Source organism: Planococcus liqunii (assembly GCF_030413595.1).
Classification (GTDB): Bacteria; Bacillota; Bacilli; order Bacillales_A; family Planococcaceae; genus Planococcus; species Planococcus liqunii.
Genome location: NZ_CP129238.1, coordinates 3,703,146 through 3,723,621 on the forward strand (window position 1 = coordinate 3,703,146; position 20,476 = coordinate 3,723,621).

General features: G+C 49.5%; 19 protein-coding genes, 1 pseudogene and 1 riboswitch. Of the genes and pseudogenes, 7 read left to right on the forward strand and 13 right to left on the reverse strand.

Annotation, left to right across the window (positions count from 1 at the left end):
- Positions 1-52: 52 nt before the first annotated feature.
- The 3 genes from QWY22_RS18265 to QWY22_RS18275 all read right to left on the reverse strand — a co-directional run bounded on the left by QWY22_RS18265 (position 53) and on the right by QWY22_RS18275 (position 2,751).
- A complete protein-coding gene (locus QWY22_RS18265; protein ID WP_300982221.1) occupies positions 53-1,306 on the reverse strand; it encodes an MFS transporter in 1,254 nt (417 codons plus the stop codon).
- A gap of 163 nt (positions 1,307-1,469) precedes the next feature.
- Complete coding sequence (locus tag QWY22_RS18270; protein WP_300982222.1) at positions 1,470-2,192, reverse strand: anti-sigma factor; 723 nt, start codon at positions 2,190-2,192, stop codon at positions 1,470-1,472.
- On the reverse strand, positions 2,179-2,751 hold the full coding sequence (locus tag QWY22_RS18275) for an RNA polymerase sigma factor (RefSeq protein ID WP_300982223.1): 573 nt from the start codon (positions 2,749-2,751) through the stop codon (positions 2,179-2,181). Before QWY22_RS18275 ends, QWY22_RS18270 begins: the two co-directional genes overlap by 14 nt.
- A gap of 322 nt (positions 2,752-3,073) precedes the next feature.
- Between QWY22_RS18275 and QWY22_RS18280 the strand changes: the two genes are divergently transcribed.
- Positions 3,074-3,901, forward strand: coding sequence for an alpha/beta fold hydrolase (locus QWY22_RS18280; protein ID WP_300982224.1), 828 nt, complete (start codon positions 3,074-3,076; stop codon positions 3,899-3,901).
- Between the two features lie 121 nt (positions 3,902-4,022).
- Here the strand turns inward: QWY22_RS18280 and QWY22_RS18285 are convergent, their stop codons facing one another.
- Entirely contained in the window at positions 4,023-4,508 is a 486-nt protein-coding gene (locus QWY22_RS18285; protein WP_300982225.1) for a hypothetical protein, read from the reverse strand.
- Positions 4,509-4,669: 161 nt separating this feature from the next.
- On the opposite strand from QWY22_RS18285, the gene QWY22_RS18290 reads away from it, so the two are divergent.
- From QWY22_RS18290 to QWY22_RS18300, 3 genes are all read left to right on the forward strand, one after another.
- Positions 4,670-6,001, forward strand: coding sequence for a hypothetical protein (locus tag QWY22_RS18290; RefSeq protein WP_300982226.1), 1,332 nt, complete (start codon positions 4,670-4,672; stop codon positions 5,999-6,001).
- 54 nt (positions 6,002-6,055) lie between these two features.
- Positions 6,056-7,015 (forward strand): class F sortase, encoded by a 960-nt coding sequence (locus QWY22_RS18295; RefSeq protein WP_300982227.1) that lies wholly within the window; start codon positions 6,056-6,058, stop codon positions 7,013-7,015.
- Positions 7,016-7,286: 271 nt separating this feature from the next.
- Positions 7,287-8,456: a MalY/PatB family protein gene (locus QWY22_RS18300; protein ID WP_300982228.1), complete on the forward strand. Its 1,170-nt coding sequence runs from the start codon at positions 7,287-7,289 to the stop codon at positions 8,454-8,456.
- Positions 8,457-8,582: 126 nt separating this feature from the next.
- On the opposite strand, the pseudogene QWY22_RS18305 reads toward QWY22_RS18300, so the two are convergent.
- Positions 8,583-8,915 (reverse strand): annotated as a pseudogene (locus QWY22_RS18305) (hypothetical protein); the annotation flags it as partial.
- A gap of 15 nt (positions 8,916-8,930) precedes the next feature.
- Positions 8,931-9,098: a hypothetical protein gene (locus tag QWY22_RS18310; protein WP_300982229.1), complete on the reverse strand. Its 168-nt coding sequence runs from the start codon at positions 9,096-9,098 to the stop codon at positions 8,931-8,933.
- A gap of 253 nt (positions 9,099-9,351) precedes the next feature.
- Here QWY22_RS18310 and QWY22_RS18315 point away from each other — a divergent pair, with 253 nt between their 5' ends.
- Positions 9,352-11,007 carry an alkaline phosphatase gene (locus QWY22_RS18315; RefSeq protein WP_300982230.1) on the forward strand — a complete coding sequence of 552 codons (1,656 nt, stop codon included), beginning with the start codon at positions 9,352-9,354 and terminating at the stop codon, positions 11,005-11,007.
- A 238-nt stretch (positions 11,008-11,245) separates the two neighbouring features.
- On the opposite strand, the gene QWY22_RS18320 is transcribed toward QWY22_RS18315, so the two are convergent.
- Both QWY22_RS18320 and QWY22_RS18325 read right to left on the reverse strand, forming a co-directional pair.
- The gene (locus tag QWY22_RS18320; RefSeq protein ID WP_300982231.1) at positions 11,246-12,607 is read right to left on the reverse strand and encodes a copper amine oxidase; all 1,362 of its coding nucleotides are present in this window, start codon (positions 12,605-12,607) and stop codon (positions 11,246-11,248) included.
- A 140-nt stretch (positions 12,608-12,747) separates the two neighbouring features.
- On the reverse strand, positions 12,748-12,984 hold the full coding sequence (locus tag QWY22_RS18325; RefSeq protein WP_036811412.1) for a hypothetical protein: 237 nt from the start codon (positions 12,982-12,984) through the stop codon (positions 12,748-12,750).
- Between the two features lie 172 nt (positions 12,985-13,156).
- Here QWY22_RS18325 and QWY22_RS18330 point away from each other — a divergent pair, with 172 nt between their 5' ends.
- A complete protein-coding gene (locus tag QWY22_RS18330; protein WP_051413912.1) occupies positions 13,157-13,516 on the forward strand; it encodes a hypothetical protein in 360 nt (119 codons plus the stop codon).
- Between the two features lie 46 nt (positions 13,517-13,562).
- Here QWY22_RS18330 and QWY22_RS18335 read toward each other — a convergent pair whose 3' ends face one another.
- Positions 13,563-15,068, reverse strand: a complete 1,506-nt coding sequence (locus QWY22_RS18335) for a sodium:solute symporter family transporter (protein ID WP_300982232.1) — start codon at positions 15,066-15,068, stop codon at positions 13,563-13,565.
- A 115-nt stretch (positions 15,069-15,183) separates the two neighbouring features.
- Positions 15,184-16,575: an LLM class flavin-dependent oxidoreductase gene (locus tag QWY22_RS18340; RefSeq protein ID WP_300982233.1), complete on the reverse strand. Its 1,392-nt coding sequence runs from the start codon at positions 16,573-16,575 to the stop codon at positions 15,184-15,186.
- Positions 16,576-16,695: 120 nt separating this feature from the next.
- A riboswitch (SAM riboswitch) is annotated at positions 16,696-16,802 on the reverse strand.
- A gap of 300 nt (positions 16,803-17,102) precedes the next feature.
- On the opposite strand from QWY22_RS18340, the gene QWY22_RS18345 reads away from it, so the two are divergent.
- On the forward strand, positions 17,103-17,651 hold the full coding sequence (locus QWY22_RS18345) for a GNAT family N-acetyltransferase (protein ID WP_300984431.1): 549 nt from the start codon (positions 17,103-17,105) through the stop codon (positions 17,649-17,651).
- A 53-nt stretch (positions 17,652-17,704) separates the two neighbouring features.
- On the opposite strand, the gene QWY22_RS18350 is transcribed toward QWY22_RS18345, so the two are convergent.
- From QWY22_RS18350 to QWY22_RS18360, 3 genes are all read right to left on the reverse strand, one after another.
- On the reverse strand, positions 17,705-18,265 hold the full coding sequence (locus QWY22_RS18350) for a maltose acetyltransferase domain-containing protein (protein ID WP_300982234.1): 561 nt from the start codon (positions 18,263-18,265) through the stop codon (positions 17,705-17,707).
- A 155-nt stretch (positions 18,266-18,420) separates the two neighbouring features.
- On the reverse strand, positions 18,421-19,770 hold the full coding sequence (locus tag QWY22_RS18355; protein ID WP_300982235.1) for an MmgE/PrpD family protein: 1,350 nt from the start codon (positions 19,768-19,770) through the stop codon (positions 18,421-18,423).
- Positions 19,767-20,426, reverse strand: coding sequence for a GntR family transcriptional regulator (locus QWY22_RS18360; RefSeq protein WP_300982236.1), 660 nt, complete (start codon positions 20,424-20,426; stop codon positions 19,767-19,769). The genes QWY22_RS18355 and QWY22_RS18360 overlap by 4 nt, the downstream gene beginning before the upstream one ends.
- Positions 20,427-20,476: the final 50 nt, after the last annotated feature.

A 20,476-nucleotide genomic window follows, 5' to 3' on the forward strand; every position in this document is an offset into this window, starting at 1 on the left:
CACGAAAACAAAAAATTCAAACAATTTGAATCACGGTTTGATTTATCCTATTTTACTCGCCTTTTTCTTTGCTGTCCTTCGCTACTATCCGCATCGCCGCAAGCAATAACACAATGACCGCGGCCAGTATGCCTGCCATGAACAGCCAGGCGTATGTAAATGCACCGGTCGCATCAACGATGTAGCCGAACAGCGGCGGGCCGATGATCACGCCCCACGAACCGAGCATCAAGCTGAATCCGCTGGCGATTCCGGCTTGCCCGATCGGCACCAGTTCTGTTGCGGCATTCATCCAGATGCCGTTAAAGCCGGAAATGCAGAAGCCGAACAGGATGGTAATCGGGACGAGCACCCAGAACGGCGTCCCCGGCGGCAGCATCGCCATGCCGAGCGCTACTCCGATGGAAACGGCGGCCACAATTACGAGCACGATGATCCGCTTGCCGCGAAAGATGCTGTCGCTGATCATCCCCCAGGCGACGCGGCCGAACGAACCGCTGACTTCGGAAATGACGAGTAGCATGCCGGCAAGGACCAGCGGGATGCCAAGGGATTCATAAGCGAACAGCACAATATAGGTGTTCAAAATCAGCTGGCTTCCACTCAGGCCCATCGCACCGAGGCTGACCAAGACGAGCGGCTTTTCTTTAAACAGCTGCAAAATCGAAGCGAACAGGCGGGCCGGTTTCTCGGAAGCTCCGCTTTTTTCCTGCTCGGCTTGCGGGTCCAGGTAGAATTTATAGGCAAAGATGCCGGTGGCAATCAGAAGCACGCAGGCGCCGATCATCACCGGGCGCCACCCAAAAGCCACAGCGGCCGGCAAAAGCAGCAGCGCAGCTAATGCCGCCCCGAGCGTTACCCCCATCTGCTTGATGCCCATGGCAGTCCCCCGTTTTTCGGAAAACCAGTAAAGGATGCCTTTGTTCGATGTCGGATGCATGGCGCCATAGCCCGCTCCGCCGAGCACGACCAATAGGAGGATCAGCCAGTAGAATGAAGTCACGGCCATCAGGATAAAGGAAAGCCCAAGGCACAGCGACAACAGGAACAGCAGCCTTTTCGAACCGACCCGGTCCACCAGGAAACCGGCCGGAATCGCAATGAGCGACTGGCCGAGGAACAAGGCAGCCGGCAGCATGCCGATCTGCGCTTTCGTCAAACTCAAGTCGTCGCCGATCAAAACACCAAGAGGTGCGAGGCTTCGGCCGACAAACGCCACCATGATCTGGGCAATCAGCAGCCAGGTCAGCATGCGCCACGGATTGACCGAAAGAAAAGCCCCATTATGCAGGATTGTCTTGTTCATCTCACCATCTCTTTTCAAGCTTGGAGCGGCCGTTTGCCTGCCCTTTAAGCAAAGTGTATTTCCAAGGATGCCCGGATCCTAAAAAAAGCCTGTATAGAATGAATTCTATACAGGCCATGAAGTTCCTTGTTTTGCAGCTTATTCAATTGTATCGTTCTCGCTCTTAAATTTCGGAACTTAGGACGATTTCGCCTTCCGGCGTTTCATTGCCCGCTTCCGGTTCACGGGTGATGGCAATCGTGTCCCAGCCTTCCGTGTTTTCTGTCATCGAGTAATAAGCGGAGCCTTGCTGGTCTGCATCCGGTGTGAATGCACCCGCCGGCACCGGCTGCCCTTCTTTCAAGAGCCAAATCTGGTACACTTCATCGCCTTGGAGCTGTTCAAGCTGTTCTGCCTGCACTACGACTTCGAGGGAACCCTCTTCCTGGATGATGGCGGCTTTCGCCGATCCGCCAAAGGCTTCTCCCGGCTGGAGTTCGATTGACTGGAACGCACTTTCCGTTGCCGGCTGCTGTTCGTCCGCCAGTTTGAACAATGCATAAGCATTGCCGAGAAGCGACAGCAGCAATACTGCAGCAATCAACGGCGCCCAAGAGCTGCGCCGGGCTTTCGGTTTTACCATCGGCACCGTTTTTTCTTTTTCCACCGGACGCTTAGGTTCCGCCTGCTTTTGCGGTTCTTCTTCAAAAACATTGGCGAGGATCCGGGATTTCATGCCCACTGGCGGTTCTGCGGGTTCTGCAAGATACGGGAGCTCGCCGACTGCATCCACCAGTTCACGGCAGTCTGCACACGTTGCCAGATGCTGTTCAAATGTTTGTTTTTCTTCTGCTGTCAGCGTTCCGTTCAGATAGTCCACTACGTGGTCACAGTTAGTATTCATCATCGATAGCCCCCCTTTCTTGCACTCCGTGCAGTGTTTTTTTCAATTTGCTCAACGCCAGCCTGATCCGGCTTTTGACCGTACCAAGCGGAATATTGCACATCGTCGAAATCGTTTCATGGGTCATGCCTTTAAAGTAGAACAGCTGGATCATTTTCTGCTGTTCACTTGAAAGCTCCGACACCGCTTCTTGGATCTGGTCTTTTTGTTCCTGCCATTCGGCCAATTCCTCAACGGCCGTTTCAGAACTCACCAAATCGCCAATTTCATCAAGCGGCACCGAAGGCTTTTTCTGCTTGCGGATCAAGTCAATTGCGGAATTGCGGGACATCGTGAACAGCCAGGACGTGAATTTGCCTTTGCTTTCATCGTACTCCCCTTTGCCCCGCCATAATTTGATGAACACTTCCTGCAGCGCTTCTTCCGCCAAATCCCGGTCTTCTGTCATTTTATACAGAAATGAGAACAGGATTTTCTCATAGCGGTCATATAATTGTTCAAGTGCAGCTTTCTCTTTTTGCTGTATACGCGTGTATAGCATAAAGTCGGAACTTTTCTCCATGAATGTTCTCCTTTTTTCCGCTGTCATTTCTCAAGCTTACTACAAAGAGAACGTCAGGAGAATGCCTGCGGATTGAAAATGCGGAATTTATGGAGAACACGTGAAAACCGGTGTCTATCCATTCCTTTTATCACGGTTCTACTGACTAAACGCTCCGGAATCGATTCTAGTTCACTTTCAGGACAATTAAAGACCTTTTGTTTGATAAGCCTGCCCATGCAATTGCCATTTTTATTTTTTCCGAATTGTTTAACAAGTGGAGAGAGGGGAATCCTAGCTATTAGGAATAGACAGTTTGTTCATACTTAAAGGAGGAAAAGATTTGGGACATTATGTGGAAGTGGAAAGCGGCGTCAACGTATTCGTGGAAGATGTAGGAATTGGGCAACCGGTGGTATTCATCCATGGCTGGCCATTGAACAACAAATCGTTTGAAATGCAAATCAGCGAAGTGGTGCAGGCAGGATTCCGCTACATCGGAATCGATCTGCGCGGGTACGGAAAATCGGATAAGCCGTGGTCAGGCTACGACTACACCACGCAAGCGGCGGATGTGAAAGCGGTCGTCGACCATCTCGGGCTTGAACAGATTGTGCTGGCCGGCTTTTCCATGGGCGGGCCGATTGCCATCCGGTATTTGACCAAATACGGCACCGAAGGCGTGGACAAATTACTGCTGATGGGTGCGGCAGCTCCGCTCTTCACGCAGCGGGACGATTTCAATATCGGCATGCAGCCGGCTGAAGTGGATGACATCATCGCCCAGATCCAAAAAGACCGCCCTGCTTTTCTGGCCCAATTCGCTGATATGTTCTTCGAGCAGGAAAAATCGGAAGAATTTCTAAAGTGGTTCCAGCAGCTTGGCCTTGAAGCAGCGGCGCATTCAACCATCCATTCCGCCATTGCCCTGCGCGATGAAGACTTGCGGGATGAACTGGCCGGCATTTCGCTGCCGACTGCCATTTTCCACGGACAAAAAGACCAGATCTGCCCTTATGAACTGGGAGAAGAATTGGAACGGCAAATCCCGAATGCTTACTTGGTGCCTTTTGCAGACAGCGGCCACGGCATCAATGGCGACGAGCCCGATAAATTCAACGAAGAATTGGTCCGGTTTTTGAAAGGTGCCAATGCGCCGAAAACGGACTGATTTCGTGGATCCTCATTGGTTCAGAAAAAACAGGACAGAAACACGCCCAAAGCCATTCTTTGGGCGTGTTTCTTTTGTTCCCATTTGTGATGTCCAAACAAACAATATTGCATGGACTGGCTTATCTTCTGATTTTCTGGAGAGCCCCCGCAGAAACAGCAAGAATGGCTCCCAAAAGAATGGCCAACTTCCAGCCGGTTGGGTTTTTTTCAGCACTTTGTAAAACAAGTTCCTCTTTATCGGCAAACACTGCATCGGCCAAGTCGGTATTGGCGGTCGTCGGTGAACAAAGTGGATGCACCCAGCTCTCTCCTTCTTTATTAAGGAAAAATAATAGACTCGAATCGAGCTGGCTTTGTCCCCACATCAAATCTTCTTTTACAGTGATGATTTCCCGGTCGACGCCTTTAAAGCTTTTTTCAACCCTTACCGTCATTATTTTTACACTTGTGCTTTCATTGATTTCTTCCACGGTGCCGATTATGACCGCGTCGTATTCATCGTAAGCGATCTCTGGAGGCGGCGGTTCTTCACAGGATAACGCCTGGCTGTGTACCGGCAATGAAAACATGGAGAGGAACAGCACGGCGATTAGTAATCTTTTCATATCGGCACCCCTGATTTCCATTTAGCTTCTATTTAAATGAAGTAGACGGTGTCTTGATGGTTTCCGTTTCGCTCTTTGTTATTTTATTTTCATAAAAAGTGATCTAAACCCAAAACCGCTCCGTTAGGTGTGTAAGAAATTAAAAAACGAGGAGTGGTTTTATGAAATGGAGAAAAATTTTGGCACTGGTACTAGGGGCAGCTTTGCTGATTCCCGGAATGGGCACAACCGCATTCGCGGATGAAATGCCGAAAACAGACACAACAGGCGTGGAGCTTCGCACGGCACTCGATTCCTTGCTATCTGAACACTATGTGCTTGCAGTCGATTCGATGATGAAAATTTATGATGGAGACCCTGCTGCTGAAGCAGCTTCCGCAGCGCTTGAAGCCAATGCGAAAGACATGGAACCGGTCATTGCATCGGTATACGGCGAAGAAGGCGGAGCGGCTTTCGGGGACATTTTCAATAAGCACAACCTTGGAACCGATGACTACGCGATGGCCGTAAAAGACGGCAACAAAGACATGGAGCAGCAATCACTCGATCAGATTCAGGCATTTACTGAAGACATGGCGGCATTCCTTGCTACTGCAACCGAAGGCAAACTGCCGGAACAAGCAGCCCAAGCTGCACTCCGTGAGCACGAAGATTTCGTCCAGGACACATTCGACCTATACACAGCCGGTGAATACGAAGCGGCTTATACGTCTTACCTGGCCGGCTCTAAGCAAATCTTCGGTGCTGGCAGTGCCATCAGCGGTGCAATTGCAGCGCAATTCCCGGACAAATTTACCGACCCGAACACAGCAGCCGGTGATTTCCGCTCAACTGTGAACCGCATCGCCGCTGAACATTTTGCCTTGGCACAGCTCAGCATGGCAAAAGGCTTTAACGGAGCCGAAGACTTCGACTTTGCCGATTGGGCACAAGACCAGAACACTGAAGAATTCCGTGCAGCCATTGCATCTCTTTACGGGGAAGAAGCGGGTACACAATTCGTCCAGATTTGGGACAATGAACACATTTCCATCCAAAGCGAATTAGCGGCAGCCGCGGCTTCAAAAGACCAATCGGCTGTGGACCAAGCTACAACAGCTTTAACCGGAGACTTTGCTGAATCATTAGGAACATTTCTGAGCACGGCTACAGAAAACCGTATGCCAAAAGACGGCACAGTTGCCGGAATAACAGCTCACGAACAATCGGTAGCCGACACGTTCAATCAGTATGCAGCCGGTGACTACGATGCTTCCTACAAGTCTTACCGTGCCGGCTACGCTATTATGTTTGATATCGGAAAAGGCTTGAGTGCAGCGGTTGTTGATCAGTTCCCAGACAACTTCCAAACTGCAGCGCCGGAAAAAATGCCGAAAACCGGCTTTGGCGGCACTGCTGAAGAGTCCAATACCATGATGCTGTGGGTTGTATTAAGCAGCTTGATCTTAGCTATCGCTGGAACTGTTACGTATCGTCAAAGCAAACAATCTTAAGTGGATGAGAGAGCGATTCGCTCTCTCTATTCCCGTTTGGAAGGAGAGCTGAAAATGAAGCCTTTTGTGACCATGAGCATCGCCGTTTTCTTATGCGGCGCCCTGTTTTTCCTGCTGAATCCTTTAGCAGAGGATTCTCTTTTAAATGAAACAGCCAGCCCCTCGGAAGAAACCGCGAGTGGCTTGGCGGCAGAAACAAAAGAAGAGCCGGCTGTCGATAAAATTGCTGAATTTCCGGTCTTTCCTGAACAACGGGAAAAATTGAAAGCCTTGCAGCAAAGCCGGCTCGAAAGCACCAAGGGCATGGAACCCGTTTCCATTGATATTCCTTCAATTGATGTGAAAGCGGCCATTGAACCGACCGGTGTTTTGGAAAACGGCGAAATGGGCGTGCCGGAAAATGTGGATCAGGTCGGTTGGTTTGAACCGGGATATAAACCCGGCGCGAAAGGCCATTCTGTATTTGCAGGGCATGTCGACAGCTTGACCGGCCCCGCCATTTTCTATGACTTAAAGAAAGTGAAAACAGGCGAAAAAGTGGCGTTAACGGACGCCAATGGGCGAAAGATGGTGTTCAGCGTTACCGCTATCAAGAGCTATGAAACCGATGAGGCGCCAATTGAAAAGATTTTCGGAAAATCGGATGCGCGCATGATCAACCTGATTACATGCACCGGGGATTTCAACCGCTCGATCGGTTCGCACGAAGAGCGGCTAGTCGTCACGGCGGAGCTCGTTTCGGACTCCGCTACTGCCGAAAAGCTCCCTGCTCCACCGTCGCAAGTGACGGCCACTTCTTCCAGTCTTTCCTGGCATGCGGTGCGGGATGATGCCATTATCGGCTACCGTGTGTATGAAGAAAATCCGGAAACAGGCGAGATCAAGAAAATCGAAACGGTTTCCTTGTTTGACCGCAAAAAAGTGGCCATTCAAAATACCGATGGCAAACGCTATTTCATCACTTCCGTGGATGTCGATTTGAACGAATCAGAAAAAGCGGAAGCCGTTCAATAAGTACAATTTTTTAAAATTGCAGGACCTACTGCCTCAAAAAAGCAGAAGGTCCTGTTTTTTTGTTTTTATTTTTTAAACGATATCCTCCTACTCTCTGTTTAATCCTTCTAAAAATGAATTCGCTTCTGAGCAGAATGCCACCTTGAAAGATTCCCGGCATCGGGCTATGCTACCCTTAGTAAACTAATCTTTGCATCGGTGTTATTGTCCCTGCTTGCTTATTCAGCAGTTTGGAATTAGAAATAATTGAATGCATAAAGGGGTTGTAACGATGAATTCTTTTGAGGAAATCTACGACCGGAAAAATAGCCGGTCCGTCAAATGGGATGCGATAGCAGACATCTACAATGTAGAGGACGCTTCCGGCATCTTGCCGATGTGGATAGCAGATATGGATTTCCCGGCTCCGCCGCCGGTCCTTAAAGCTTTGCATGACCGGGTTGAGCATTCCATTTTTGGCTATTCGATCATGTGCGAAGGATGCCGGACTGCCGTAATCAATTGGCAAGCCAAGCGAAATGACTGGAAAATCGAACCGGATTGGATGATGTTCCACCACGGCATCATTCCAGCGATTGCATCGATCATTGAAACGTTCACGGAAAAACACGACAAAATTCTGGTCACTCCGCCTGTTTATCCGCCGTTTTTCCAGCTTGCCGAAAATCAGGACAGGGAAGTTTTGTATTCCGCATTGCTGGAGCAAGATGGCTACTATACCATCGATTTTGAGGATTTTGAGGAGAAGCTGCAGAGTGCCGCTCTTTTCATTTTCTGCAATCCGCACAATCCCGGCGGCCGTGTATGGACACAGGAAGAACTGCAGGAAATCATCCGGCTGTGCACCAAGCACGATGTCCTGATTATTTCGGATGAAATCCATGGCGACTTGATCCTTGGCTCCAACCGCCATATTCCCTTGGCGAAAATTGCCGGCGAAGAAAGCGGACGGATCTTCACTTGCCTGTCACCTACGAAAACCTTTAACTTAGCCGGCATCCAAGTCGCGATGATCGTGGCCACGGATCAAGAGAAACGCGCCAAGCTGGAAAAGCATGCCCTGGCCCACGGAACCGGCATACTGAATGCTTTTGCGCCGGTCGCATTGACAGCTGCCTATAACGAAAGCGAGCCTTGGCTGGAGCAGGTGCTGCAGGTGATTTCGGATAATATGGACTTTGCGATCCAGGAATTGGCGCAGAAAATTCCGGCCCTTCGAGCAGTGAAGCCAGAGGCCACTTATTTGCTGTGGATTGATTACCGGGCATTGGGGTTATCGGAAGCTGACATCATGGAGAAATTACTCGCCACCGGGAAAGTCGCTTTGGAACCCGGCAGCAAATACGGGGAAGCCGGCCTCGGGTACTTGCGCCTGAATGTAGCTTGTCCACGGGCTGTACTAGCAGACGGAATCAATCGGATGGCCGCTGCATTAGCATAAGCGAAAAATTGAAACTGTTTCTTAAAAGCCGGTCCCAACGACCGGCTTTTTCATGTCCTGTTTGTGCCGAGGGACTTTAAAGCATGATAAAAAACCGCAGAAATTCTGCGGTTTTCACACTTCTTGTTAGTTGTTAAGCAAGTCGTTGTATTCTTTCTTGATTTTTTCCATCGTTTCGGGCAATTCCTCGCCCCACCGGTCGTTCGCTTCATTAAACACGACATTGCCTTCAGTATCCAGCATGCCATATCCTCTGTACGGAACGTCTCCATTTTTCATATTGAGCAGATCCACAATTTCCAAATCCGGATCCGATACGAACGGAAGGCTTTCCCCGTATTTGTTCTTCAAGGCGGTATACAGTTCCAATTGCTGTTCAGGCGTATCGCCGCTGATAATATACGTGTTTACATCCAAGCCATCTAGCACATCCAAGTTTGAGTGCAACTGAACCAGTTGCTGTTGGCAGTGGCTTCAGGTGTAAGTCGTGATAAAGAAGAAAAGAACAGGCTTTTCTTGCGGGAACGCCACTTCTTGCTTGTCCTGATTCAGCAATGTGGTGGGTTCGCCCATTTTCTCCGTACCACAGCCCGAAATGACCACAGCAGAAATCAATAAAAGAAGGAGCAGTTTTAACTTCATTGAAAATCTCTCTCCTTTCTGTCTGTTAAATTCATCCCATTCTATCACTGAAATGACCCAGATTCTTTGAAATAGAGGAAAAGTTGATAAAACGCCATATTTTTTACTAAAGAATGAACGATTTCAGTTCCGCTAGAAATTTACATGATTTTACATGAACTTTTCAATGGATTCATACCCCTGAAACATCCACCCTCTACACTGATAGGGAGCAGATTTCCCGGGCTTATATTATTTAGAGGAGGACAAGAACATGAATCGCAATTTGAAAAAGAAGGCAGCCGGAGTTTCTATCGCCGCTGCTGTTGCCATTTCTTCTTTAGGATTTGCAACAAACACTAATTTGACCGAAGCAAAGGACAAAAAAAATGAGCCAACCAACGTCATCATGATGGTGATGGATGGAACAAGCGCGGGCGCCACGAATCTGGCAAGATGGTACAAAGGCGATGACCTGGCCATGGATGAAATCCTAGTAGGCGGCATGCGCACCCATTCAGCAGAATCTGCTATTACCGATTCCGCGCCAGCAGCGACGGCTTTAGCAACCGGAAACAAATCCAACGATAAGGTTGTTGGCCTTCTTCCTAAAATCGTAAATACGCCTGGAGTCGACGCAGTCGATCCGGAAGATACATATAAACCGATTGCCAACGTACTGGAAGGTGCTAAATTATCAGGAAAATCCACAGGGATTATCTCGACTTCCGAAATTCAGCATGCAACACCGGCAGGCTTCTCTTCTCACGCCCTTCACCGCAGCAACTACCAAGATATTGCCGAACAGCAAGTATATCAAGGAATTGACGTCGTGCTTGGCGGCGGGAAAGAATCCCTTGCTCCAGGATCTACGAAAAACGCACGCGTGGATGGTGAAAACCTGATTGATGTGATCAACGAAAACGGCTACGATTTTGTTGAATCGCGAGAAGACCTTTTAATTTCAAACTCTGACAAATTGTGGGGTGCATTCGCTTCTTCTGCTCTTGCCTATGATTTCGACCGAAAGGCAACAGAAAACAGCGAACCTTCCCTTGCGGAAATGACCAAAAAGGGAATCGATACGCTTTCCAAAGATAAAGACGGCTTCTTCATGTTCGTAGAAGGAAGCAAAGTCGACTGGGCAGCACATGCAAATGATACAGTCGGGATCCTCAGCGATGTATTGGCTTTTGATGACGCAGTAAAAGAAGCAGTGGAATTTGCGAAGAAAGATGGCAATACAATGGTAATTGCAGTCAGCGACCATGGAAACAGCGGGATTACGATGGGGAATGTCAACACAAACTCCAATTACCCGGAAATTCCGGTATCAACATATATTGATCCATTGAAAAAAGCGACGATGACGGTTGAAGGCGCTCTAAAGCAGCTTAAATCCGACCGCTCGAATATGAAAGAAGTGGCAGCGCTATACGGTCTTGATAACTTGTCTTCAGAAGAAATCAACAAATTAAAAGCATCGAAAACCTTGCAGAGCGACATGACCAAAATGCTGGCGAACCGCGCGAACATCGGCTATTCGACCGCCGGGCACACAGGGGAAGATGTCTTCCTATACGCTTACGGTCCATCTAAGCCAAATGGTCTGGTGGATAACACGGACATCGCGAAAGTGATGGCAGGATTCATGAAGTTTGACCTTGAAAAAGTTTCAGACAAGCTGTTTGTCAATGCCCGTGAGTCTTTCGAAAGTAAAGGCTATACAACCCGCATTGATGTAACCGATGCGAACAATCCGGTATTCATCGCTGAAAAAGCGAAGATTAAAATCGAATTGCCGATCAATAAAAACATCGCGCACGTAACACAAAACAAAAAGTCTTACACAAAGACACTTGATGGGGTAACCGTCTATAACGGAACAGATTTCTTCGTATCCAAAAAAGCATTGAACCTTTCCAAGTAATATGCACGCACGCCGTCTCCCGGTATTTTCATCACCGGGAGGCGGCTTTTTTTATTTTACGGGATGCAGAGCTTCCTCTAAAGCGTATTTTAATGTTATCCGAATGTATTCTTGCCTTAACTGAGCGTATTTTTGAAAATCGCCTAAAAACAGAGTTAGCCAATAAAATATCTGTAAGCGCAGCGATTTCAACAGCAAAAAAGCTAGCCATTTACGGCTAGCTTTTCACATTCTTCAATTAGTTTTGTTTGCGTGCACGAAGCCCGATGGTTGTTGCCAGGCCAGCAAGCATCAGCCCGCCAAGGATCCACATGAATGGCATTGACGATTCGTCAGCTGTTCCGCCCATGCCGGTTTTTGGCATTTCTGACGGCATTGCCGCTTCACCGAACTGATCCGGGAACTGATCGACAATCGCTGCCGATAATCCAGCGGCCGGCATTGTCATATGCGCGTATGCTTCGCGGATCGAGTTGTAAGCTGTGTCGTAATCACCCGCTACGTAAGAATCGAATGCTACCAGCAATTGGTCCACGTGTGCAGTCAAGCCTTCTTCCAACGCATCGGCCGGCACTCGTCCTTCAGTTGCCGCGTCCAATAGAGCTGCTTGTTCTTTAATGTACTCGTCCAAGTCGGCTTTAGCCTTTTCCTGGCCTTCTGCATTGCCTTCACCTGTCGCCACTACGTAATCCACGAAATAGCCGATATGCGATTTCCAGATTTCTGAAAACTGTGCGCCGGCTTCTTCGCCGTAAACAGAAGCCACTGCTGCTGATAAGTCATCCGCATTGGCAATCAAAGCCGCAGATGCCTGGTCGAAGCTTTCTGCGCCATCAGCGCCGTCCTGCATCGCCATCGCTGCCAGTCCGGCATGTTCCGTGAATGTCATGTTCAACTGGGCACGAAGGTCAACAGCCGGTGTATCAGGGTTCGTGTTATCGAATTTTTCCGGGAATTGGTCCGTGATTGCAATGGAAAGTGTTTCTGCGAACATGCTCATGTGATGGATGGATTCGCGCTCCAGTCCATAAGCTGTTTCAAAGTCTCCTGCAACGTAAGCGTCAAACGCTTTGACTAGCTGGTCGACGTGCATATCCAAACCTTCCTGTACTGCAGCTGCCGGCAATCGGCCTTCTGTTGCTGCATCAAAGAATTCGGATTGAGTTTTCTTGTATTCTTCCAAGTCGGCCAATGCTTTGTCTTTTCCAGCCTGGTCTTCTTTGGCCGTTGCTGTTACATAATCAACAAAGTAGCCGATATGCGACTTCCAGATCTCATCAAACTGCGCCGCCCCTTCTTCGCCGTAAACAGAAGCCACTGCCGCTTTCAAATCATCTGCGTTTGCCAACAGCGCGCCGGATGCCTGATCAAAATCTTCCGCTCCGTCTACACCTTTTCTCATGGCTTCAACTGCTAAAAAAGCATGTTCCGTTAAAACCGTGTCCAATGCAATGCGAAGTTCAGCAGCTGGTGTTGCTGTGCTGCTTTCCATGGAAGCTTCGTTTGAAGAATGAGCGCCGTGCCCATCCGCCAGTGCAGCCGTCGGTACGAGTAAAGAAAGCGTTAATGGAAGTGCCACCAATAATTTGTTCAGTTTCATTTAAAACATCTCCTTTTTCCTGTTTAATTTTGTTCTGACTACTAAACGGGGGAAGGATCAGTTTTAGATCACTTTTTTAAAAAATAAATTAAATAAATAAAAAAAGCTTTCCGGCTGACCGGAAGCTTCATCATTTCAGTTTAGTCCTCTTCAGGCAAATTCAATATTTTAATCGTTTTAAAGCCCAGGATCACTTTGTAATTGAGCCCCCAGTTCGCTGAGAACACTTCAAATTCCGAATCACTGACGGAGAAGTGCATGACGGTGTCGTTCTCGTCGTCCAGAATGACGTAGGAATTGGCATTTGAAAAAAGTTTAAATGATTTGTCGATAATCAATGTCCAGCCGTTTTTCAGGCCGTGGCTTTTGTTTGCCATTTCAACACCCCTAGTTGGATTATAACGGAGAATTGAAAGATTGGTCACGCTTTATTTTCCTTTGCTGAAAAAGCGGCAGTTCGCTGTTACACAAATGAAATGGCTAAAATGGTTTTCTTCCCTACGCAATTCTCTTATAATGAAAGAAGTCTCAAATAGAAGGAAATGACTTATGGAACAAACACTTTGGTTTATTTATGCAGCATTACTCGGCACCACGACAATCGGTTTTCTATTGCATAGCCGCAAGGCAGCTTTTCCGGTCAAATTCGATCTGGCCGTTTCCATTGTAACGTGGATCGGATTGTTCGGGTTTGTGACCAACAACCAGATCCTCGATCCGCTTGTCTGGAAAATCGTCTTTTTTGGCGCCCTGCTTTGGGATGTCCTTTTTGCGTTTAAATTAAAAAGCCAGTTTGAAGCCGAAGAACCGGAAGCGGCAACCGGTGCAGCCGGCACGATTTTCATGGCGGTCTCGACTGTCATCCTGCTGGGGCCCTTGTATTACGGGCTATTCCAGTACGCATTTTAACTGAAACAAGGAACTCCCTTTTATCCGGGAGTTCCTTGTTTTTATTTTAGACAGCCTGCTGCGCGGTTTTTTCGCGTTTTTTAGCCGCTTCTGCCAGCAAGCTCACGGAAATCATCGAGACGAAACCGAGAGCGGAGCTGAAGAACATGGCCTGGAAAACGTGTTCGACCGTGCCGGATCCCGTCAGGAACATATAGCAGCCTGCTCCGCTCAATACAGAGGCGATGGCGCCCGATTTATTGGCATGCTTCCAGAAATAGCCGAGGCCGATCGGCGCCACGATCCCGCTGATGATGGCCGACGTGCCGAAATTGGTCAACAGCGCCAGGGATTCCGGCCGGCTGAATGACATGTACAGCGACACCAGGCCGATAAAAATCAGGGAGACTTTCGACGCTTTCAGCACTTTGCCGTCGAGTTCCTGTTCCGTCAGTTTTTTATTTTTGTACAGCACCGGGACCGCGAGCACTTTAAACAAGTCATTGCCGATGCTGTTGGTGATGCCGAGATACAGGCTGTCGGTCGTCGACAGGATGGCGGAAATCAAGCCCATCACCATCAAAGCGACGATGACCACCGGGAAAGCTTCCAGGATATACGCCGGAATGGCGCTGTCCGCTGAAGCGAGGCCCGGCAGGATGACGCGTGCGGCAAGGCCTGCAAATACCGAAAAGACGGAAAGGACAAACAGCGAAACGCCGGCCGTTAGCGTGAACGTCCGCAAGTCTTCTTCTTTTTCGACTGTCAGCACTTTGTTCATCAAATGCGGCAACAGCACGAATGAAAACAGCAGCCACTGGATGCTCAAGATGGCAAAGCCGCTATAAAACGGGCCGCCGTTCGAAAGCGGCGACACCAGCGCCGGATCGATTGCCCGAAGTTCCGTATGCAGCGTGCCGAAGACATTCCAGCCGCCGCCGATTGTCCAGAGGAGCGACACGAACAGCAGAATCGAGACCAGGGCCATTGCCGTGCCTTGTATGCCGTCACTGACAATCTGGGCAAAGGCACCGCCGAGGCTGACGTAGACAATCGTGATGCCGACGCCGATGGCAATGCCCCACATATACGGAATGCCGATGACCGTTTCAAACATCGTCGCCAGTCCGACATTCTGCCCAACAATGTAGTAGATGTTGAACAGCACCAGGAGCGCTACGAGCACTTGCAAGGTTTTGCTTTTGTAGCGGTTCCCGAGCCACTGGGGAAGCGTCAGGCTGCCGCCGTTTTTCTGGCCGTAGCGCCAGAAAGTTTTGGTGAACAGCAAGAGACCAAGCCAGGTGACGCCAAAGCAGCCGATCGTGTACCAAAGCGTTGACAGCCCGTATGTATAAGCCCAGCCCGGGACGCCGAGAAACAAATTCGCACTGGCATAGGAAGTACCGAAGCTCAAGCCGACGATGGCCGGGCTGATTTTTCCTTTGGCAAGGGCAAAGCCTTTCATGGAACCGCTGTGGACTGCCCCTTTTCGGCCAAGCCAAGTGGTCCAGGCAAAGTAGCCGATCAGCATCACGATGATAAACGGCAAAAGCCACGTTGTGTCTTCACGCATTGCCTTCCTCTCCTTTCCGTTTCGGTTTCGGATAGATCTTATTCCATAGAGCCAGTCCCGCAATCCAGAAAACCGCGACGCCGATCCAGTAAGCTGTCATCATCCCATTCCCCCTTCAGTTTTTCACCGGTTCGTTCAATTGCTTGTAGCCTGCGCCTGGATGCGTTGCTTTCAGTTTGCTTTCGCCTTGGCCATAGATTTTCTCGCGGTACGTTCCTTCTGCATATTCTTTTTGGACGAGCCCTCGCTCCTGCAGTACGGGAACCACCAGTTCCACAAAGTCCACGAAGCTTCCCGGTGCCAGCGTATAGGCCAGGTTCAAGCCGTCTGCGCCTGTTTGTTCCACCCAGTTTTCAACTTCGTCCGCAATCTGTTCCGGTGTTCCGACGGCTACCGGCCCCCGTCCGCCGATGCCGACAAACGTGGCGAGTTCCCGGATGGTCCATTTACGGTCCGGATCCGCCCGGGTGAACACTTCAACAGCCGACTGCATCGCGTTGCTTTGAATGTATTCCAAAGTGTCATCGGGATCATAGCCCGAAAAGTCGATGCCGGTCCAACCGCCGAGCAAGGCAAGTGCGCCTTCGTAGCTGACATAACTTTTCAGTTCTTCGTATTTGGCCTGCGCTTCTTCTTCCGTCTTGCCGACAATGGCGGTGAACGTCGTGTAGACGATGACGTCTTCCGGTTCCCGGCCGTTTGCCGTAATCCGTTTGCGCAGGGCGTCGATTCCTTTTTTCACTACTTGGACGGTCGGGCCGGCTGTGAAGACGGATTCCGCGTGCTTGGAAGCAAATTCACGGCCGCGCGGCGAAGCGCCTGCCTGGAACAAAACAGGTGTGCGCTGCGGCGAAGGCTCCGATAAATGCGCGCCGGGCACTTTGAAATATTCCCCTTCATGGCGGATGTCATGGACTTTTGACGGGTCGGTGTAGACTTGCGCTTCTTTATCGCGGACCACTGCCCCGTCTTCCCAGCTTCCTTCCCACAGCTTGTAGCAGACTTCCAAGTATTCCGCTGCGTAGTCATAGCGCTGGTCATGGCTCATCTGGTCTTCTTGGCCAATGTTGAGGGCCGCGCTTTTCAGGTAGGACGTGACGACGTTCCAGCCGACCCGCCCCTTCGTCAAATGGTCGAGCGTCGACATGCGCCGCGCAAATGTATAGGGATGTTCGTGGCTAACCGAAGCCGTTACGCCGAAACTCAAATGTTTGGTGGCAGCAGACATCAATGGAACAACGAGCAAGGGATCGTTGACGGGCGTCTGGACCGCGTTGCGGAGAGCGGCGTCACGTGAACCATTGTAAACATCGTATGTACCTAATACGTCGGCCAAAAAGATGGCATCGAACTTCCCTTTTTCCAACAGCTTCACAAGCTCGATCCAGTATTCGCTGTCTTTGTATGTATGGGAGCGGTCATCTTCATGCCGCCATAAGCCCGGGGACTGGTGGCCCCCTGCACATACCATTTCAAATGCATTCAAGTAAATCCGTTTCTTCGTCATATTATTCCTCCTCATTTTTTGTTTTGGAATTGCTGCGGCTTCGTTTTATTGGAACATATAAAAAAGCCCTCTTTTCTCTGCATACGAGAAAAGAGGGCTGCGTTAATGGACGATTTCGCTCTCTTATCTCCCAAGAAAAATTCTTGCTGGAATTAGCACCTTTCTGACAAATGTCAGAGGTTGCTGAAGCGTCAACGGGCCAGTCCCTCGGCTTCTCTGGATAAGATTATTAAATTTAAATCCAATCATAGTACTAGGAAATTAAGAAGTCAACCAAACATTTTAAATTATTTGATTATTTATCCAACATTTTTATACTTCTGATTTCTCTAAAGCTTTAGCTCATGGCCTTTAAAGCGCTTCCAAATTATTTGAAATTTTTTTATTTATATTGTCTTCTTTCTCTATAAATTCTATGATGAAATGAAGATGGATTAAGGGGTTGGGGTTATTGCGGAAAACAGAGGACTATTCGAAAAATGAAGTGTTCACCGATTAAAAATATTGAGGAGAAAAACATGACAAATATTATTCCAAACCTGTTTACCGGGGAAAAGCTGAAGCTTTCCCAGCCGCGTGAAGAAGATACAGAATTGATGCTCAGGTGGGGAGAAGATTCCGATTACCTGCGAAATATCGATACCGAGTTTGCACTTCCCCGCACGCAGGAACAGCTCGCCAGCGAAGGAGCACCGAATCCCCATGAAGTATATTTCCGTTTGCGGACAATTGACGAGGACCGCTTGATCGGCTTTATCGTCATCCATTCCATCGAGTGGAATAACCGTGCGGGTTTGCTGGCAATCGGCATCGCCAATGCAGAAGATCGCAGCAAAGGCTTCGGAACGGACGCCCTGAAGCTGATTCTTCGCTACGCATTCCATGAACTGAACCTGGACCGCGTCGGCCTTGAAGTGATCGAGTACAATGGAGGCGGCATCCGTGCCTATGAAAAAGTGGGCTTTCAAGTTGAAGGCCGCAAACGTTCGATGGTATACCGCGACGGCAAACGCTTCGACGTTATTGTCATGGGCATTTTACGTCCCGAGTGGGAAGCGCTCCATACTGAAAATTAACAGAAAGAAGCCGGGCATCTCAATGGATGTCCGGTTTTTTTCTCTTGAATTCCTTATTCTTCCAACTGCTTGATGGTTCTGATCGGATTGCCGCCGACGAAGGCATTGGCTGGAACGTCTTTGTTGACGACTGCACCGGAAGCGATGACTGCGTTGTCGCCGATGGTGATGCCCGGATTGATGACCGCACGCCCGCCGATCCAGACATTGTCTCCGATTCGGACAGGTCTCCCGGCTTCCGGTCCGGCAATCCGTTCTTTGGCATTCAAAGGATGCGTCGCCGTGTAGATGTGGACGCCCGGCCCCAACATGCAGTTTGCACCGATCCGGATTTCGTTGACGTCCAGAAAAACGCAGTCAAAATTGGCATAGAAGTTTTCACCGACATGGATGTTATAGCCGTAATCACAGCGGAATGCCGGTTCGACCACCAAAACCTCCCCTGTCGAGCCGAACAGTTCTTTCAACAGGGCGGTTCGCCGGTTCATGTCTGCTTCGAGCGACTGGTTGAACAACCGGGTCAGGCGCCGCGCATGCAGCCGTTCCTTCTGCAGTTCCGGATCCGCCGCGTCGTAAAGTTCACCTTTCAGCATCTTCTCTTTCTCGCTTTTCATCTGATGCCCTCCTCTTTCTGCATTTATTGCTCTTATCATCCTATTTTTCGGGTTAAATGGCTACTGGAAAATGCAGCTGCAATGGCTCTCGAAAAGCTTCTTTTCCCAATAAACGACAGAAAGAGCCTTAACGAATAAAGGCTCTTTCTGTTGCTTTAGTTGATCACTTTTTCTGAATAGGCTTTTGTCAATTGGATCAATTCACCTAAATCTCTCTTTTCGTCAATCGTATACATTGCTGTCCGCAGTTTGTTCGCCTGTTCCGCACCGATAATTGGGTGGGTCAGGTTATTGAATTTCCGGGCCAAGTCTTCATCGGTCATCGGATTTTCGATGGACCCGGTCGCGTGTTTCACGACATGCTCGACTGTGCTTCCGTCTTTCAGGAATGCCGTGGCATAGACTTCTTCTTCCTTGACGCTGGCGTCGACTTTCGGTGAAATTTTCGAGCGGAATTCAACAACTGCCGGGTCGGTGACTTTGCTGTCTGCGTACTGCGCCTCAGCGGCATCGCCTTCCAAGAACGCGACAGCGCCTGTATGGTAAATGCTGAATTTGCCCGCAAGGCCGGTCGGCGGCGTCGGTTTGCCGGTCAATTCCAGGACATATAGATTCACCGTCAGTTCAATGCGCTCCACGTCTTCTGCCTTCACCTGCTTGCCGAGTGCGATGCACGCATCGATTGACGGGTGCAGAACTATGCCGCAAGCGTAGGGTTTGAATGCATTCTTCAGCAATTCCCACTGGCTGCCCCAATTGACGTTCACTTTTGACAAATCGTGTTCAGGTGCCAGTACATTGGCAAATCCACGCTTTGCTTCCAATACTTCGGTGGAACTGGTGAAATTCTTTTTGGCAAGCAGTGCCGCCATCAGGCCGTTCTGCGCCGCTTTCCCCGGATGGAACGGCTTCGTCATCGTGCCGAACATTTCACGGAGGCCAAACGACTGCGTGCCGGCGATGCCGAGCGCCCATGTCATCTGCTCCTCGTCGAGTTCAAGCAAGATGCCCGCTGCGACAGCCGCTCCGAACACTCCTGTCGAACTCGTGATGTGGTAGCCGAGGTGGTAATGGCTTGGATAGACGGCATTTGCTATGCGCAGCTCCGCTTCACAGCCGAGGATGAATGCATGCAGCACCTGCTCACCAGTCAAATTGAATTTCTCAGCGAGCGCCAATACGACCGGCGCAACCGGACCGCTTGGATGGTGGATCGTGTCGAGATGCGTATCGTCATAATCGAAAATATGCGAAGACATGCCGTTGATCAAACTGCCGAGCAACAGATCCACTTTTTCCGTACGGCCGAAAATCGACACTTGTTCCGCGGAGTTGATGTCTTCTTTCAGCCCAAGCACCATATCGACCGATGGATGGTGTGATGCGCCGATGGCGACCCCCATCCAGTTGAACAAACTTCGTTTGCCGTGGAGCTTTACTTCTTCCGGAATGCCGTCCATTTTTGTCTTAATTACGTTTTGCACCAATGTTTTTGTTTCCATCATCCATTTCCACCCTCTGCTATTTTTTTAAGCGCATTTTCTTTTGCTTTCCGCACATGGAACCTCGCCGTGCTTTCTGCAAAATCCCCATCCCCCGATTGGATTGCGCCAATCATCATTTTGTGTTCTTCGATATTCTCAAGCGGACGCCCCGAGTGCGACAGCGATGTCGCCATCATCAGGCTGATTTGCGTCTGCAGCATCGTCATGATCGCTTCCAAATAGAAGTTCTCGGAGAGCCGCGCCAGCGTCAGGTGAAATTCCGAATTGATCTCAGACAACTCCTTGATGTTGTTTGCGACCGCTTCTTTTTCCGCTCGCGCAACGTAGCCTTCCAATTCTTCCATGATTTCAGGCGTCTGGATTTGCGAAAGCGTCCGTGCCGCCAATCCTTCAAGCAGCTCCCTCACTTCATACAGCTGCTTTACTTTTTCGACCGTCAGCGTGACGACCTTTACGCCTTTATGCGGCACATGCGTCACAAGCCCCTGTTCTTCCAGCTTCCGGATGGCTTCCCGGACCGGTGTCCGGCTGACGCCGATTTTATCGGCCAGATCTCTTTCCGTCAGCGTCTGCCCTGCTTTTATATCCCCTGTGCGGATGGCGTTGTATAAATACTCATAGACAGAGTTCTTCTTTACTTCAGTAATGGGAATCATGGATTCGCTCCTGTTCTTACCTAAATGGTATACCATCTTTAAAAACAGTA

What these genes read in the sequence shown, in the direction of transcription:
- QWY22_RS18270 (WP_300982222.1), bottom strand. Translation starts at nt 2,192, where the DNA reads ATGATGAATACTAACTGTGACCACGTAGTGGACTATCTGAACGGAACG.
- QWY22_RS18310 (WP_300982229.1), bottom strand. Translation starts at nt 9,098, where the DNA reads ATGAAGTTAAAACTGCTCCTTCTTTTATTGATTTCTGCTGTGGTCATT.
- QWY22_RS18350 (WP_300982234.1), bottom strand. Translation starts at nt 18,265, where the DNA reads ATGAAAAGCGAGAAAGAGAAGATGCTGAAAGGTGAACTTTACGACGCG.
- QWY22_RS18320 (WP_300982231.1), bottom strand. Translation starts at nt 12,607, where the DNA reads ATGAAACTGAACAAATTATTGGTGGCACTTCCATTAACGCTTTCTTTA.
- QWY22_RS18285 (WP_300982225.1), bottom strand. Translation starts at nt 4,508, where the DNA reads ATGAAAAGATTACTAATCGCCGTGCTGTTCCTCTCCATGTTTTCATTG.
- QWY22_RS18265 (WP_300982221.1), bottom strand. Translation starts at nt 1,306, where the DNA reads ATGAACAAGACAATCCTGCATAATGGGGCTTTTCTTTCGGTCAATCCG.
- QWY22_RS18290 (WP_300982226.1), top strand. Translation starts at nt 4,670, where the DNA reads ATGAAATGGAGAAAAATTTTGGCACTGGTACTAGGGGCAGCTTTGCTG.
- QWY22_RS18325 (WP_036811412.1), bottom strand. Translation starts at nt 12,984, where the DNA reads ATGGCAAACAAAAGCCACGGCCTGAAAAACGGCTGGACATTGATTATC.
- QWY22_RS18300 (WP_300982228.1), top strand. Translation starts at nt 7,287, where the DNA reads ATGAATTCTTTTGAGGAAATCTACGACCGGAAAAATAGCCGGTCCGTC.
- QWY22_RS18315 (WP_300982230.1), top strand. Translation starts at nt 9,352, where the DNA reads ATGAATCGCAATTTGAAAAAGAAGGCAGCCGGAGTTTCTATCGCCGCT.
- QWY22_RS18295 (WP_300982227.1), top strand. Translation starts at nt 6,056, where the DNA reads ATGAAGCCTTTTGTGACCATGAGCATCGCCGTTTTCTTATGCGGCGCC.
- QWY22_RS18275 (WP_300982223.1), bottom strand. Translation starts at nt 2,751, where the DNA reads ATGGAGAAAAGTTCCGACTTTATGCTATACACGCGTATACAGCAAAAA.
- QWY22_RS18355 (WP_300982235.1), bottom strand. Translation starts at nt 19,770, where the DNA reads ATGATGGAAACAAAAACATTGGTGCAAAACGTAATTAAGACAAAAATG.
- QWY22_RS18335 (WP_300982232.1), bottom strand. Translation starts at nt 15,068, where the DNA reads ATGCGTGAAGACACAACGTGGCTTTTGCCGTTTATCATCGTGATGCTG.
- QWY22_RS18330 (WP_051413912.1), top strand. Translation starts at nt 13,157, where the DNA reads ATGGAACAAACACTTTGGTTTATTTATGCAGCATTACTCGGCACCACG.
- QWY22_RS18360 (WP_300982236.1), bottom strand. Translation starts at nt 20,426, where the DNA reads ATGATTCCCATTACTGAAGTAAAGAAGAACTCTGTCTATGAGTATTTA.
- QWY22_RS18340 (WP_300982233.1), bottom strand. Translation starts at nt 16,575, where the DNA reads ATGACGAAGAAACGGATTTACTTGAATGCATTTGAAATGGTATGTGCA.